The 14,996-nt window shown below is 69.5% G+C and carries 16 protein-coding genes; 9 read left to right on the top strand and 7 right to left on the bottom strand.

The annotated features are described in order from the left end of the window. The first annotated feature begins 2 nt into the window (after positions 1-2). The 5 genes from BVIR_RS15915 to BVIR_RS15895 all read left to right on the top strand — a co-directional run bounded on the left by BVIR_RS15915 (position 3) and on the right by BVIR_RS15895 (position 4,410). Positions 3-350, top strand: coding sequence for a phosphoribosyl-ATP diphosphatase (locus BVIR_RS15915; RefSeq protein ID WP_055038510.1), 348 nt, complete (start codon positions 3-5; stop codon positions 348-350). 225 nt (positions 351-575) lie between these two features. After that, complete coding sequence (gene coaA / locus BVIR_RS15910; RefSeq protein ID WP_055038509.1) at positions 576-1,538, top strand: type I pantothenate kinase; 963 nt, start codon at positions 576-578, stop codon at positions 1,536-1,538. Between the two features lie 155 nt (positions 1,539-1,693). Next, a complete protein-coding gene (locus BVIR_RS15905) occupies positions 1,694-2,386 on the top strand; it encodes a glutathione S-transferase family protein (protein WP_055038975.1) in 693 nt (230 codons plus the stop codon). Positions 2,387-2,412: 26 nt separating this feature from the next. After that, positions 2,413-3,507: a tRNA epoxyqueuosine(34) reductase QueG gene (gene queG, locus BVIR_RS15900; RefSeq protein WP_236823634.1), complete on the top strand. Its 1,095-nt coding sequence runs from the start codon at positions 2,413-2,415 to the stop codon at positions 3,505-3,507. 3 nt (positions 3,508-3,510) lie between these two features. Continuing rightward, the gene (locus tag BVIR_RS15895; protein WP_055038508.1) at positions 3,511-4,410 is read left to right on the top strand and encodes an NAD-dependent epimerase/dehydratase family protein; all 900 of its coding nucleotides are present in this window, start codon (positions 3,511-3,513) and stop codon (positions 4,408-4,410) included. 130 nt (positions 4,411-4,540) lie between these two features. Here the strand turns inward: BVIR_RS15895 and BVIR_RS15890 are convergent, their stop codons facing one another. The 4 genes from BVIR_RS15890 to BVIR_RS15875 form a co-directional block, all read right to left on the bottom strand. Continuing rightward, on the bottom strand, positions 4,541-5,260 hold the full coding sequence (locus BVIR_RS15890) for a M48 family metallopeptidase (protein ID WP_236823632.1): 720 nt from the start codon (positions 5,258-5,260) through the stop codon (positions 4,541-4,543). 256 nt (positions 5,261-5,516) lie between these two features. Further along, on the bottom strand, positions 5,517-7,124 hold the full coding sequence (phaZ, locus tag BVIR_RS15885; protein ID WP_055038506.1) for a polyhydroxyalkanoate depolymerase: 1,608 nt from the start codon (positions 7,122-7,124) through the stop codon (positions 5,517-5,519). 232 nt (positions 7,125-7,356) lie between these two features. Next, complete coding sequence (locus tag BVIR_RS15880; RefSeq protein WP_055038505.1) at positions 7,357-8,166, bottom strand: ABC transporter permease; 810 nt, start codon at positions 8,164-8,166, stop codon at positions 7,357-7,359. Beyond that, complete coding sequence (locus BVIR_RS15875) at positions 8,163-8,921, bottom strand: ABC transporter ATP-binding protein (RefSeq protein WP_055038504.1); 759 nt, start codon at positions 8,919-8,921, stop codon at positions 8,163-8,165. The genes BVIR_RS15880 and BVIR_RS15875 overlap by 4 nt, the downstream gene beginning before the upstream one ends. A 189-nt stretch (positions 8,922-9,110) precedes the next feature. Between BVIR_RS15875 and BVIR_RS15870 the strand changes: the two genes are divergently transcribed. Together BVIR_RS15870 and BVIR_RS15865 are read left to right on the top strand one after the other, a co-directional pair. Next, a complete protein-coding gene (locus tag BVIR_RS15870; RefSeq protein WP_236823631.1) occupies positions 9,111-10,412 on the top strand; it encodes an ActS/PrrB/RegB family redox-sensitive histidine kinase in 1,302 nt (433 codons plus the stop codon). Between the two features lie 49 nt (positions 10,413-10,461). Next, positions 10,462-11,031, top strand: coding sequence for an ActR/PrrA/RegA family redox response regulator transcription factor (locus tag BVIR_RS15865; RefSeq protein ID WP_055038502.1), 570 nt, complete (start codon positions 10,462-10,464; stop codon positions 11,029-11,031). Between the two features lie 16 nt (positions 11,032-11,047). On the opposite strand, the gene BVIR_RS15860 is transcribed toward BVIR_RS15865, so the two are convergent. The 3 genes from BVIR_RS15860 to mtnA are packed head-to-tail and all read right to left on the bottom strand — an operon-like array spanning position 11,048 to position 13,406. Then, positions 11,048-11,593 (bottom strand): MmcB family DNA repair protein, encoded by a 546-nt coding sequence (locus BVIR_RS15860; protein ID WP_082417254.1) that lies wholly within the window; start codon positions 11,591-11,593, stop codon positions 11,048-11,050. A 29-nt stretch (positions 11,594-11,622) separates the two neighbouring features. Then, the gene (locus tag BVIR_RS15855) at positions 11,623-12,303 is read right to left on the bottom strand and encodes a class II aldolase/adducin family protein (protein ID WP_236823629.1); all 681 of its coding nucleotides are present in this window, start codon (positions 12,301-12,303) and stop codon (positions 11,623-11,625) included. Between the two features lie 5 nt (positions 12,304-12,308). Then, positions 12,309-13,406: an S-methyl-5-thioribose-1-phosphate isomerase gene (gene mtnA / locus BVIR_RS15850; RefSeq protein ID WP_055038971.1), complete on the bottom strand. Its 1,098-nt coding sequence runs from the start codon at positions 13,404-13,406 to the stop codon at positions 12,309-12,311. Between the two features lie 307 nt (positions 13,407-13,713). On the opposite strand from mtnA, the gene BVIR_RS15845 reads away from it, so the two are divergent. Further along, positions 13,714-14,565 (top strand): alpha/beta hydrolase, encoded by an 852-nt coding sequence (locus BVIR_RS15845; protein ID WP_055038501.1) that lies wholly within the window; start codon positions 13,714-13,716, stop codon positions 14,563-14,565. Positions 14,566-14,637: 72 nt separating this feature from the next. Further along, complete coding sequence (locus BVIR_RS15840) at positions 14,638-14,991, top strand: rhodanese-like domain-containing protein (protein ID WP_055038500.1); 354 nt, start codon at positions 14,638-14,640, stop codon at positions 14,989-14,991. The last annotated feature ends 5 nt before the right edge of the window (positions 14,992-14,996 follow it).

The following is a 14,996-nucleotide window of genomic DNA, read 5'->3' as shown; positions in this document are numbered from 1 at the left end:
CAATGACCACTCAGGACAAAACCGGCATCAGCCGCGTCAGCTTCGAAGACCTGACCCGGATCGTGGCCGAGCGCGCCAAGGCCGATCCCTCGGTGTCCTATACCGCCAAGCTGATGGCCAAGGGCGTCGAGGTGGTGGCCAAGAAGCTTGGCGAGGAGGGCGTCGAATTGGCGCTCGCCGCGGTGGCGGGCCCGAAGGAGCGCGTCATCGCCGAGACCGCCGATCTTCTGTATCATCTTGCCGTGCTGCTGGCCGCGCGCGAGGTCACCCTCGCCGAGGTCGAGGCGGAACTGGCAGCACGAACCGGGCGGACCGGCCTCGCCGAAAAGGCGTCGCGCCCGACCGATTGAGACGACTGCCGGCTCGGTGGAGCCGGCGGCTTCGCAGGGGGCGGTGGCTGAACCTCCGGTTTCGACCGGCGTTGTCCGCGGCCCTGGGGTCCGGCCTCGCGATGTGCGGCTCCGGACCTTGATGCAGAGAACGGGGTCGGGGATCGCGGCGGCATCGCCCCGGTCCCATTTTGTCGGTCATCTGGTCCGGCGCAGCGCCGGACCGCGGGGGAAGCGGGGCGCACCATGGACACCCGGGCTCATCACGACGGGCTGTCGCCCTACCGCACCTTTTCGCGGTCGGCGTGGGCCGAGCTGCGCGCCGACGCGCCGATGACGCTGACGCCGGCGGAGGTGGCCAAGCTGCAGTCGGTCAACGACCGGCTGTCGGTCAAGGAGGTCGAGACGATCTACCTGCCGATTTCCCGCCTGCTCGGCCTCTATGTCTACGCCACGCAGAAGCTGTTTCGCGCCCAGCAGCGCTTCTTGGCGATCGAGGACGCCAAGATGCCCTACGTCGTCGGCATCGGCGGCTCGGTCGCGGTCGGCAAGTCGACCACCGCCCGCGTGCTGCAGGCGCTGCTCGCCCGCATGACCCCGGCGCCCAAGGTCGATCTCATCACCACCGACGGCTTCCTTTATCCCAACGCCGTGCTGGAGGCCGAAGGGCTGATGGAGCGCAAGGGCTTTCCCGACAGCTACGACATGCCGGGGCTGTTGCGCTTTTTGTCCGACGTCAAGGCCGGCCGCCACCCGGTGCGGGCGCCGATCTATTCCCACCTCGTCTATGACGTCGTGCCGGGGGCCTATACCGAGATCGACCGGCCGGACATTCTCATCGTCGAGGGGCTCAACGTGCTGCAGACCGGGGAGATGCTGCTGCCGCGGGACGGCAAGGCGATCCCGTTCGTGTCCGATTTCTTCGACTTTTCGGTCTATATCGACGCCGAGGAGGACGTGCTGGAGCGCTGGTACGTCGATCGCTTCCTGGCGTTGCGCTCGACCGCCTTCCGCGACCCGCAATCCTACTTCCGCCGCTATGCCGACCTGTCGGACGACGAGGCGACAGAGGTTGCGCTGGTGATCTGGCGGCGCATCAACCTCACCAACCTGCACGAGAACATCCTGCCCACCCGCCAGCGCGCCGACCTCATTCTGAAGAAGGGCGCCAACCACCTCATCGAGGAAGTGGCGCTGCGGAAACTTTAATGCCGCGCCGCCCGTTTTGATGCCGGTGTTCGGCGGTCTTAACGACGCCAGTGCACGGAAATCTCCATCTTGGCCAAACCGGTTGCCCCTGCCCGGTCCGACCGGGTATGGACATCCGCCTTTCCGGTGCCCCAATGCCCGGCGAAACCGAGGCCATGCCCCAACTCTTCCATCGTCCGTTTTGTCCGCTGTCGCGTTTTATCCGGCTTGCCCTTGGTGAGTACGGGGTGGACGTCGAACTGGTCGAGGAGCGTCCATGGGACCGGCGGGAGGCGTTCCTGCTGATGAACCCCGCCGCCACCTTGCCGGTCTACATCGAAGACGACGGCCTCACCGTGCCCGGTGCCGGCGTGGTGGCGGAATATCTCGACGAGACGCTGGGACCCTCGCTCTGCGAGCGCCGGCTGCTGCCGGAGGCGGCGGCCGACCGCATCGAAGTGCGGCGGCTGTGCTCGTGGTTTCTCGACAAGTTCTACGCCGAGGTGTCGGGCCCGCTGGTCGGCGAGAAGATCGACAAGCGGATGATGACGTTTGCCCAGGGCGGCGGCCCGCCCGACATGATGGCGATCCGGGCGGCGAAGGCCAATATCAAGTATCATCTGCAATACATCGGCTGGCTGCTGCGCGACCGCAACTGGTTGGCCGGCGACCGTCTGACCTACGCCGACGTCGCGGCGGCGGCGCAGCTCTCCAGCGCCGATTATCTCGGGGACGTGCCCTGGCACGAGGACGAGGCGGCAAAGCAGTGGTACGCCAAGATGAAATCGCGGCCGTCGTTCCGGCCGATCCTGGCCGACGCCATGGCGGGCATGCCGCCGGCGCCGTATTACGCCAATCTCGACTTCTGACCGGCGGTGCCCTCAAGGCGGCGCTGGTGGCGCGTGCCGGTGGCGAGGGCTTCGACAGCATCGGCATCGCCGACCCCGACGCCATTGCCGGCGCCGGCGAGCGCCTCGCCGCCTGGCTCGCCGCCGGTCGCCACGGCGGGATGGACTGGATGATGGCGACCGCGAACCGCCGCCCGGCGCCGCGCCTGCTGTGGCCGGAGGTGAATTCGGTCATCATGCTCGGGCTGAACTACGGCCCGACGGCACACCGCGGCGCCGGCCGGGCGCAACCGGATCGCGGCGCCATCTCGACCTACGCCCAGGGCGACGACTATCACGACGTCATCAAGGGCGCGCTGAAGCGGCTGGCGCAGTGGCTAGTTGCGCGCGGCGGCGGCGACGTCAAGGTGTTCGTCGACACCGCGCCGGTTATGGAAAAACCGCTGGCCGCCGCCGCCGGGCTGGGCTGGCAGGGCAAGCACACCAATCTGGTGTCGCGCGAGTTCGGCTCCTGGCTGTTCCTGGGCGCGATCTTCACCACCCTGGCGCTGCCGGTCGACCAGCCCGAGCACGGCCATTGCGGGTCCTGTCGCGCCTGCCTCGACGCCTGCCCGACCGCGGCGTTCCCGGCGCCCTACCAGCTCGATGCCCGGCGTTGCGTCTCCTATCTCACCATCGAGAACAAGGGGCCGATCCCGCCGGAATTCCGGGCTTTGATCGGTAACCGCATCTATGGCTGCGACGACTGTCTTGCCGCCTGTCCGTGGAACAAGTTTGCGGTGGCCGGCCGCGCGCTCAGGCTCGCCGCCCGCGAGGCGCTGATCGCGCCACCGCTCGCCGAGCTCGCCAGCCTCGATGATGCAGCGTTCCGGGCGCTGTTCGCCAAAAGTCCGATCAAGCGCATCGGGCGGGACCGCTTCGTGCGCAACGTGCTGATCGCGATCGGCAATTCCGGCGATCCGGCGCTGGCGGCAACGGCTGAGGCGTTGCTCGGCGATGCGGCACCGGCGGTGCGCGGCATGGCGGCGTGGGCACTCGGCCGGCTCGACACCGCCGCGGCGGTGGCGATGGCGCCGGAGCGGCTGGCGCGCGAGTCCGACGACGATGTCCGCGCCGAGTGGTGTGCGGTGTTGGAGGGGTAAGAGATGTCGACGCTGGTGGTGATCGGGCTTGGCTATTCGGCGACCCGCATCGTTCAGGAGGTGTCCGGCCGGTTCGACCACGTCGTGGTCACGGTGCGCGACCCGGTCCGCGCCGAGGCGCTGACGCTGGGCGGCCCGGAGGCCCGCCTCGCCGTGTCGATCGAGGCGATCGCCTTCGACGGCACCCGAAGGGTGCCCCGCCTCGCCGCGGCCCTGCGGGCCGCCGACGCGGTCCTGGTTTCGGCGCCACCACGGGAGGACAGCGCCGATCCCCTGCTGGCCTGCCACCGCGCGGACCTCGCCGCCGCGGGCAGGCTCGGCTGGGTCGGCTACCTCTCCACCGTCGGGGTCTATGGCGATGCCGGCGGCGGCTGGGTCGACGAGGCCTCGGCGTGCTGGCCGGTGTCCCGGCGCTCGGGCGCGCGCCTCGCGGTCGAGCAGGCCTGGACGGCGTTCGGTGCCGAGCGCGGCGTGCCGGTGATGCTGATGCGGCTGTCGGGCATTTACGGCCCCGGCCAGAACGCACTGGTGCAGATGAAGGCCGGCACCGCCAAGCGCATCGTCAAGCCGGGCCAGGTGTTCAACCGCATCCATGTCGACGACATCGCCGGCGCGGTGGCGTGGAGCCTCGCCAAGCCGGGGATCTCAGGTCCGCTCAACGTCACCGATTGCGAGCCCTCGCCGCCTGAGGACGTCATCGCCTATGCCGCGGAGCTGTTGGGCGTCGCGCCGCCGCCGGAGCAAAGCTGGGATGAGGTGGCGGCGACGCTGTCGCCGATGGCGCGCTCGTTCTGGGGCGAATCGAAGCGGGTCTCCAACCGCCGCCTGCGCGAGGACCTCGGCTACCGCCTGCGCTATCCCGACTACCGCGCCGGCCTCACGGCGCTGCGCGCGGGGATGTGAACCGGAGCCGCCAAGCCCTCATCGCTGAGGAGCCCTGCGAAGCAGGCGTCACGACGGGCGAGGGCGGCTTCCAATCGGCTCGGGACAACGCGCTCCGCGCTTCCTCACCAAAGGCGGCGGCAAACCCAAGCTACCCGCCATAGCGGTGCAGGCCGGCGCCGTGCCGCTTCAGCCACAGCCGCGCGGCGGCGTGCTCCGGGCACAGCTTGGCCACCAAGTCCCAGAACCTGCGCGAATGGTCGAGATGGACGAGGTGGGCGACCTCGTGGGCGGCGAGGTAGTCGATCACCGCGGGCGGCGCCATCACGATCCGCCACGAGAACGACAGCCGGCCGGACGACGAGCACGACCCCCAGCGCGAGCGGGCATCGCGGATGGTGATGCGGGCGATGCGCCGGCCGACCGTCGCGGCGTGCCGGGCGCTGGCGGTGGTCAGCTCGGCGCGCGCCAGCCGCACCAGATGGTCGCGCACCCGCCGCCCGACGTGCGGGGCCTCGCCCGCCACCATCAGCCGTGGCGCGCCATCGGCGCCGGGCTCGACCCACACCGTGCCGCGGGCATCGGGCCGATGCTCGATCAGGTGCGGCACGCCGCGCACCGGCACGCTGGCGCCGGCGACGAACTCGATCTGCGGCGGCAGCCGGCGCAGCCGCGCCATCAGCCAGGCGGCGTGACGCTCGGCGAACGCGGTGGCCTCGGCCAGCGAGCCGCGCTTGGGCACGGTCAGCACCGCGTCACGCTCGGCGGTTCGCAGCCGCAGCGTGTAGCGGCGCGCCCGCACCGAGCGCTTCACCGCAACCGTCACCTGGGTGCCGTCAAAGCGCAGAAGGAGGGTGGCGGCCTCAGCCATTGAGGACGGGCGATTCGTCATCGTCGCCGATCATGCCAGAAACCCTGCGGCAAGCGGAACGGCTTGGCCGCACCTCATACGGCTCGCAGAGGGGCAAGCGTGACCGGCGCCAGCGTCTCCGGCGAAAACCGGTGATCGGACGGGGGTTTACCGGCAAAGAGCTATTTCGGAAACCGGATGACAATTCTCCGCCTTGACCGGCCGAAAACGCTATCGGGACCCGCCGCCGGCAGGTCGTCCCGCCGGCGGTGGAGGATCAGACGATGGCGATGGGCTGCTTTTCGGCCAGCCGGGCCGCCTGGGCGATCCATTTGTCGCGCACGGCCCGGCCCTTGTAGCTGGGCAGCTTGGCGTCGAGTGCCTTGATGTCGGCTTCGGTGAAGCGGGCGATCTGCCAGAAATGCCAGATTCCGGCCTCGTTGAGCATATGGGCCAGTCGCGGCCCGACGCCGGAGATCAAGGTCAGGTCGTCGGCGGTGCCGTGCGGTGCCGCCAGGAAGGCCGAGGTGGGGTCCGGCGCGGCGTCGCTGCCGGGGGCGGGCGCGTTGGCGGCGAGCGCCTCGATCAGCCGCTCGGACGCCGATTTCCGCTGCGGGGTGGCTGCCGGCCTGGCGGGATTTTTGGCGGGATCTTTCGTGCCGTGGCGGCGGATGAAGGCGGCCAGCCGCGGCGCGATCTCCTCGCGGAAGCGCGAGCCGTTGAAGACGCCGTAGTGGCCGACGCCCGGCTGCACATAGTGCAGGCGCTTGTCGTCGGGCAATGAACTGGCGAGGCGGTGCGCCGCCTCGGTCTGGCCGCCGCCGGTGATGTCGTCCTTTTCGCCCTCGATGGTGGCCAGCGCGACGTTGCGGATCCGGCTCGGGTCGACCAGCACGCCGCGGTGGGTCATGGTGCCGGTCGGCAGCGCGTGCTTGATGAACACTGTCTCGACGGTCTGGAGGTAGAACTCCGCAGTGAGGTCCATCACCGCCAGGTATTCGTCGTAGAATTCCTTGTGCTTGGTGGCGTTGTCGCCGTCGCCGCGCACCATGTGCATGAACAGCTTGCGGTGGGCATCGACGTGGCGATCGAGGTTCATGGTCATGAACCCGGTGATCTGCAGGAAGCCAGGATAGACGTCGCGCATGAAACCGGCGTGCGGGAACGGCACCTGGGTGGTGACGTGGCGCTTGAACCAGCCGATGTCCTTGTCGTGGGCGAGCTTGTTGACCGCGGTGGGGTTGGAGCGGGTATCGATCGGTCCGCCCATCAGCGTCATCGACAGCGGGCTGTCGGGGTCGTCGTCCGCCTCCATTCGGGCGACCGCGGCAAATACCGGCACCGAGGGCTGGCACACCGCCATGACGTGGGTGTCACCGCCCAGCCAGTGCAGCATGTCGATGACGTAGTCGATATAATCGTCGAGGTCGAACCGCCCGGCCGCCAGCGGCACCACCCGGGCGTCCTCCCAGTCGGTGATGTAGATGTCGTGGTTCGGCAGCAGCGTCTCCACCGTGCCGCGCAGCAATGTGGCGTAGTGGCCGGACATCGGCGCCACCAGCAGGATCTTCGGGTCGGCGGGGCGGTCCTCGGGCACCGCGCGCTCGAAGTGCAGCAGCCGGCAGAACGAGCGCTCCCACACCGGTTGGGGGTGGACCGCGACCTCCTGGCCGTCCACCACCGTGGTGTTGAGGCCCCATTCGGGCTTGCCGTAACGGCGTGTCACCCGCTCGAACATTTCGCACGAGGCGGCGATGGTTTTGCCGACCGGGGTGTGCGCCAGGGGGTTGAACGGGTTTTGGAAATAAAGACGGGCGACGTCTGCCGCCGCCCGGTAGGGCGACAGGGCGGCGTGGGTCATCTCGAACAAATGGTAGTACGGCACGGCGACCTTCCCTCCGTTTCGGGCCGATCGGTGCGTTGTCCCCGTACCGTTCCGGCCGGTGTGTGACACCCCCGGAACTGGCGGTTCCGGCTTGCTGCGATGCAACGGCGTTTGGCGGGTCGAGGTTGCGGAACGGTATAATATTATTCCGCGGAGGCCGGAACCGACCAAGCTGCGCACTCTAGCCAATTCGTTGCGGGAGAGACAATCCGCCTTTCGGCGATTATCCGTTTCATTCGCCGGCGGAAATCAGCGACCCTTGGTCGCGGGCGGCATCCAGCAGCCGCAGGAAGGCCCATGCTGCGGCTGCGAACAGCACCGCGTTGAGCGCGAGCGCCTGCACCATCAGGTCGGCGCGGAACACCTGGTCGATCAGCAGCGCCCGCATGCCTTCGAACACATAAGTCGGCGGCAGTAGCCAGGCGACGTGCTGCAGCACCATAGGCAGCACCGCAACCGGGTAGTAGACGCAGGATAGCGGCAGGAGCAGGAACATGACGGTCCAGGCCAGCCCCTCGGCGCCGAGGCCGTTGCGCAGCACCAGGCCCGACACCACCAGCCCGACCGACCAGCTGGTCAGGATCAGGTTGACGAAGAACGCCGCCAGCGCCAGCCCCATGCCGTAAAGATTGAAGTCGAAGAAGGCGATCGCCATCACCGTCACCGGCACCATGCCGATGGCGAGACGTACGACGCTCATGATCATCAAGGCGGCGACGAACTCGAACGCGCGCAGCGGGCTCATCAGCAAATTGCCCATGTTGCGCGCCCACATCTCCTCCAGGAACGACACCGAGAAGCCGAGCTGGCCGCGCATCAGAATGTCCCACAGCAGCACCGCGCCGAGGAAGGTGCCGCCGGCGCGGGCGAAGAAGCTGGCATTGTCGGCGACATAGAGCTGGATGAAGCCCCAGGTGAACAGCTGCACCGCCGGCCAGTAGACCAGCTCCAGCAGGCGCGGCCACGACGAGCGCAGCAGGTACCAATAGCGCAGCACCATGGCGCCGATGCGCCGGGTGGCGGAGCCGGGCGCAGCACTCATGCCTCGCCCCCCGCCGCCGCCTGGACGCCGCGACCCCGGGCGACGTCGAGGAACACCTCTTCGAGGTTGGTCCGGCTGTAGCGGGCGAGCAGGCCGGCCGGGGTGTCGTCGTCGACGATGCGGCCCTGCTTCATCATGATCACGCGGTCGCACAGCCGCTCGACCTCGGCCATGTTGTGGGAGGCGAGCAGGATGGTGGCGCCGCGCGCGCGCCGGTAGTCCTCCAGCCGGGTGCGGATCCAGTCGGCGGTGTCGGGGTCGAGCGAGGCGGTCGGCTCGTCGAGCAGCAGCACCTCGGGGTGGTTGATCAGGGCCTTGGCCAGCGCCACGCGGGTCTTTTGCCCGGCCGACAGCTTGCCGCACGGGCGGTCGAGCAGGCCGGCGAGGTCGAGGTCGGCGGCGAGCGCGGCGATGCGGCCGTCGACCTCGGCGACGCCGTAGAGGTTGGCGAACACCGACAGGTTCTGCCGCACCGTCAGCCGGTGCGGCATGTCGACGTACGGGCTCTCGAAATTCATCCGGTGCAGCACCTTATATCGCTCGTGCCCCATATCGGCGCCGAGCACGGCGATGCGGCCTTGGGTCGGCCGCACCAGTCCCATGGTCATGGCGATGGTGGTGGTCTTGCCGGCACCGTTGCCGCCGAGCAGCCCGGTCACCGAGCCGGCGGCCAGGGCGAAGCTGATGCCGTCGACCGCCACCGTGGCGCGGTAGCGCTTGAACAGCTCGATTGCTTGGATGGCGGGCGCTGACATCGATAAACCGGCGAGGCGGGGCGGGGACGGCGGCACCGGATGCGCCGGCCGCCGCGAATTTGGTCTATATGACTTGGCCTATATGAGAAGAACCGGGCGGCGGCGGCAAGCGGGGGCTGGCGCCCGGTTGCGCTTCCTTCCTGCCCGGACCGTGATGCCATGCCCAAACTTCTCGCCAGCACCCAACGAATGGAACGGCGCAGCCTCCGGCTCGACACGCTGCTGATGTTGCGCTGGCTGGCGGTGGCCGGCCAGGCCATCGTCATCGTCGTGGTCTATCACGGCTTCGGCTATCCGCTGCCGGTCGGCTGGGCGCTGGCCGCGGTCGGCATCTCGATCTGGCTCAACGTCGCGCTGCGGCTGAAGTACCCCAACGCCCACCGGCTCTCCAACACCGAAGCGGCCACCATCCTCGCCTTCGACATCGTCCAGCTCGCGCTGCTGCTCTATCTCAGCGGCGGGCTGGAGAACCCGTTCGCGCTGTTGTTCCTGGCGCCGGTGCTGATCTCGGCCAGCGCCCTGCCGCCCTCGACCACGGTCTATCTCGGCCTGCTGGCGCTGGTGTGCGCGCTGGTGGTGGCGGCGGTGCACCAGCCGCTGCCGTGGGCGGCCGACAGCCCGCTCAGGCTGCCGCCGCTCTATCAGGCCGGGGTGTGGCTGGCGATCTTCCTCGCCATGTCGTTCGTCGGGGTCTACGCGTGGCAGGTGGCGGAGGAGACCCGCCAGCTCACCGATGCCCTGACCGCGGCCGAACTGGTGCTGGCGCGCGAGCAGCACCTGTCGGCGCTGGATGGTCTTGCCGCCGCGGCGGCGCACGAGCTCGGCACCCCGCTCGCCACCATCGCCACGGTGGCCAAGGAGCTGGAACGCGAGCTGCCCGCGGAAGGCCCGCACGCCGACGACCTCCGGCTGCTGCGCGAGCAGAGCAACCGCTGCCGCGAAATCCTCAAGAAGCTGACCTCGCTGGGCTCGGACGAGGCGCCGTTCGACCGCATGCCGATTTCGATGCTGCTGGAAGAGGTCGCCGCCCCCCATCGCCTGCTCGGCGTCGCCGTGCGCATCGAGCGGCCGGCCGACCGCTCCACCGAACCGATCCTGCAGCGCAACCCCGGCCTGCTCTACGGCCTCGGCAACATCATCGAGAACGCGGTCGACTACGCCGAGCGCGAGGTGGTGGTGTCGATTCGCTGGACCCCGCGCGACGTGGTGGTGACCGTGGTCGACGACGGGCCGGGCTTCGCCCCGGTCCTGCTCGGCAAGCTCGGCGAGCCCTACATCACCGCCAGCTCGCAGGAGCGCAAGAAGGCGGCGGCGGGCGACGAATCCGGCCTCGGCCTGGGTTTCTTCATCGCCAAGACCCTGCTGGAGCGCTCCGGCGGCATGCTCACCATCGCCAATCGGGTGCCGCCGGAACATGGCGCCATCGTGCGGATTGGCTGGTTGCGCTCGTCGCTGGAGGTTGAGCCTGCGACCGCGGCCTTGCCGAGTTGAACGAAGGATATATCTTAAGTTTATGCCTCGATATGAGGAGCGATTGAGCATGACCGAAGCGATTCCCGGCGATTTGGCCGAGGACACCCAGCCCGACGAAAAGTCGCTGCTCATTGTCGACGACGACAAGGCATTCCTGCAGCGTCTGGCGCGGGCGATGGAGGCGCGGGGATTTACGGTCTCGATCGCCGAATCGGTGGCCGACGGGCTCGCCTTTCTCGATCATGGCGCCCCGGCGTTCGCGGTGGTCGACATGCGGCTTGGCGACGGCAACGGCCTCGATGTCATCGCCAAGCTGAAGGAAAAGCGGCCGGATGCCCACGCCATCGTGCTCACCGGCTATGGCAACATCGCCACCGCGGTGAACGCGGTGAAGGCCGGCGCCATCGACTATCTGGCCAAGCCCGCCGACGCCGATGACGTCGCCGCCGCCCTGCTCGCCACCTCGAGCCGCAAACCCGAGCCGCCGGAGAACCCGATGTCGGCCGACCGGGTGCGGTGGGAGCACATCCAGCGCGTCTACGAGCTGTGCAGCCGCAACGTCTCGGAGACGGCGCGGCGCCTCAACATGCACCGCCGCACCCTGCAGCGCATCCTCGCCAAGCGCGCGCCGCGCTGAGGACCTGCCGAGCCGGTCATTCGCTGAGCCCGACCAGCGGGTCGATGGCGGCGTGGAGCCGGAGCGCGGCGGCGCGGGCGAACCTGAGCGTCAGTGCTTTGCGGGTCGGGCCGGGCAGGCGGTGCTCCGGCGCGGCGCGAATCAGCTCGGCGCCGTGGCCGTCGGCGATGATCAGGCCGACGTCGTCGGGCAGGATGTCGGTCGGAAACGCGGGGTCGACCGCGAACAGCAGGCGGTCGCAGTGCAGCCGGTAGTCCGGCCATTTGTGGTCGGCACGGAAGTCGGCGACGCACGACTTGATCTCGACGATCCACACCTCGCCGTTTGACGAGAGGGCGACCAGATCGGCGCGCCGGCCGGAGGCCAGCTTCAGCTCCGACACCAGCGAAAAGCCGAGCTGGACCAGCAGGCGCCCGCTGCCGCGGGCGATCAGGGCGGCCCGCACCGACTGGCGGCCGTCGAGCGCGACCGCGCTATCGGCAGAAACCAGCGCGCTGTCGCCGGCCGCGGCGAGGTGGCACTCGACCAGGGCGGGTGGGCGCCGCACCAGCGCAGGGCTCATCGTCTGTTCCAATCTCTTCCGGCCGTCCATCACCCCCGCCGCACCACGCCCGATACCGCGCTTGCGCCGGCCTGCCGGCCGTAGCCGGCGAACACTTGGCTCACCCGCGCCATTTCGTCGTCGTCCAGCAGGACCGGCGCGCCGAGGCTGGCGGCGATGGCGTATTGTTCGGCCAGCTGCTCGATTTCCGCCATCAGGTTCAGCGCCGCATCCGCAGTCCTGCCGAGGGTCACCGCACCGTGATTGGCGAGCAGGCAGGCGGTGCGGCCGGCGAGTGCTGCCATCATCGCCGCCGCCAGCTCGGCCGAGGCGACGGTGGCGTAGCAGGCACAGCGCACCGAATCGCCGCCGGCGGCGGCGACCATGTAGTGGAAGGCCGGGATGTCGCGGCGCAGGCACGCCAGCGCGCTGGCATGGGTCGGGTGGGCGTGGACCACGCCGCCGGCCTCGGGCCGCGCGCGATAGATCTCGGCGTGCAGCCGCCACTCGGTGGAGGGCAGCAGATCGCCCCAGTAGCCGCCGTCAAGGTCGGCCCGGACGATCATTTCCGCCGTCATGTTGGCGTAGGGCACGCCGGACGGCGTCACCAGGAACATGTCACCGGTCAGCCGGGCGGAGACGTTGCCCGAGCTGCCGCGGCTGAGGCCGGCGGCGACCATCGCCATCGCCGCTGCCACCACCTGTTGTCGCAGCGCCGGCTCGCGGTCCAATTCGGTCAGCCCTTCGGTCTGGCGCGCTCGGGAAACAGCCGCAACAACCCCTGTTCTGTCGCCGGCGCGATGCCGCGCTCGGTGATCAGCCCGGTGACGAGCCGGGCCGGGGTGACATCGAAGCCGGGGTTGGCGACCTTTGAGCCGTCCGGGGTGAGCTGCACCGTGGCGATGGCGCCATCCTTGGTGCGGCCGGCGATGTGGGTCACCTCGGCGCCCGAACGTTCCTCGATCGGGATGTCGCGGCCGTCCGTCAGCGTCCAGTCGATGGTCGAGGACGGCAGCGCGACGTAGAACGGCACGCCGCAGTCGTTCGCCGCCAGCGCCTTCAGATAGGTGCCGATCTTGTTGCAGACGTCGCCGGTGCGGGTGGTGCGGTCGGTGCCGACGATGGCGAGGTCGACCATGCCGTGCTGCATGAAGTGGCCGCCGGCATTGTCGGCGATCACGGTGTGCGGCACGCCGGCGCGGCCCAGCTCCCAGGCGGTGAGGAAGGCGCCCTGGTTGCGCGGCCGCGTCTCGTCGACGAAGACGTGGAGCGGGATGCCGGCCGCGAAGGCCTGGTAGATCGGCGCGGTGGCGGTGCCCCAGTCGACGGTGGCGAGCCAGCCGGCGTTGCAGTGGGTGAGGATGTTGACGACCTGCCCCGGCTTGCGGCCGGCGATCTCCTTGATCAGCTCGGCGCCGAACCGGCCGATCGCGGCGTTGATGGCGACGTCCTCCTCGGCCAGGGCGTCGGCCTCGGCGAACGCCGTGGCCACCCGGACCTCCGGCGGCAGCGCGCACACCGCGTCGACCACCCGGCCCAGCGCCCACCGCAGGTTCACCGCGGTCGGCCGCGTCTCGATCAGCCGGCGGTGGGCGCGCTCAAGGCCGAGGTCGGTCGCGTCCTCGGTGAGGCCGAGCGCGAGGCCGTAGGCGGCGGCGGCGCCGATCAGCGGTGCGCCGCGCACCTGCATGGTGCGGATTGCCACCGCTGCGTCATCCAGCGTGCGCAGCGTCAGGGTTTCGAAAGCGTGGGGCAGCCGGGTCTGGTCGATGATCCCGATTCCACCCGATTGGTTGCGCCAGATGGTGCGCCAGGGTTTGCCGTCGATCTGCATGGCGCGAACCATAACCGTGTCGGCCGATTCTCTCCAGCCGGCCGCGTCCGGTCCGGACGCATTGACGGGGGCACCGCCAGGGTATCGAGTGGCGGCGCCGCGATTACCTTTGCGGCGAAGTGGATTTCGCGCCGGAAGCCGGGCACGATGGCGCCGACAGAACCAAGATTCGCCCGACTTGCATGGTCTCCCCCACCGGCAGGAACGGCAGCTCGCAGAACGGGGCCGCGCCATGCGACGCTGGCAGACGCGCTTTCGAGCGTGGTTCCGCCACACGCAGGCCCCCTTTGGACCGAACGGTGACCCGGTGACGCTCGATTACGAAGCCGAATACAACACCCGCGCCAGCGTTCCGGAGCACTCCGACCTTGTCGCCGAGTGGGAACGCGACGCCAGCGTCCATCGCTCGACCCACCGCCTGGCGCAGATCGGCCTGAAATACGGCCCCTCGCCGCGGCAGACGCTCGATCTGTTCCGGCCCGACCTCGATTCGGTCGGTGCGGCCATCCTGTTCATCCACGGCGGCGACTGGCAGTCGCTGAGCCCTTCATTGTTCAGCCACCTCACCCGCGGCGCCAACGAGCGCGGCCTGACCTTTGCGCTCGCCGGCTACGACCTCTGCCCGGAGGTGACCATCCTCAACATCATCGGCCAGGTTCGCGCCGCCGCGATCGCGCTGCACCGGCGGATCGGCCGCGCGGTGGTCGCGGTCGGCCACGGCGCCGGCGGCCACCTCGCCGCCTGCCTGGTCGCCACCGACTGGTCGACCATCGACCCCTCGCTGCCGACCGATCTGGTGCCGACTGGCCTTGCCATCTCCGGCCTGTTCGACTTGAAGCCGCTGGTGTCGACCAGCCTCAACGCCAAGCTCGGGCTCGACGACAGCGAAGCCCACCGGCTGTCGCCGCTGAACTGGCAGATCGCCGCCGGCCGCACCTTCGACGCCTGGGTCGGCGAGAATGACACCGCCGAGTTCCAGCGCCAGGCCCGCGACGTCGCCGCCGCCTGGGCCGAGCGTGAGGTCGACGCCCGCATGGTGGTGGTGCCCGGCGCCAACCACTTCAACATCCTGGCACCGCTGGCCGACCCCAACAGCACCATCACCCACCGGCTGGTCGAGCTCGCCCGCGGCAGCAAGATGTCGCGGCCGTCGAGCTGAACGATAGCGGCCAGGGCTTGCCGCCAGCGCGTTGCCCCTTCTGCCAAAAATCATGCCGTTTGGGAGGATTTCATGGGAATTCTGTCGGAAATTGGCGCGGTGATCGGCTTGGGCCGCAAGGCCGAGGCGATCGATCGCGCGGCGCTGAAGGCCGGGCTCGCCAACGGCACGGTGGCGTTGGTGGATGTCCGCGAGGCGGGCGAGTTTGCCTCCGGCCACGTGCCCGGCGCCACCAACATGCCGATGTCGGCGTTCAAGGTCGACCAGCTGCCGAACGACGGCCGCAAGGTGGTGGTGATGTGCCACACCGGGGCGCGGGCGCGCATGGCGGCGGTGCGGGCGGCGGACCGCGGCCGCCCCGGCGTTGCGGTCTACAACGGCAGCATGGTCGACTGGACCAGAGCCGGCGAGACCGTCGAGAAATAGGCCGG

This window comes from Blastochloris viridis (assembly GCF_001402875.1).
GTDB classification, from domain to species: domain Bacteria; phylum Pseudomonadota; class Alphaproteobacteria; order Rhizobiales; family Xanthobacteraceae; genus Blastochloris; species Blastochloris viridis.
The sequence above is the reverse complement of the archived record's forward strand: the minus strand, read 5'-3'. Positions and strand labels throughout refer to the sequence as shown.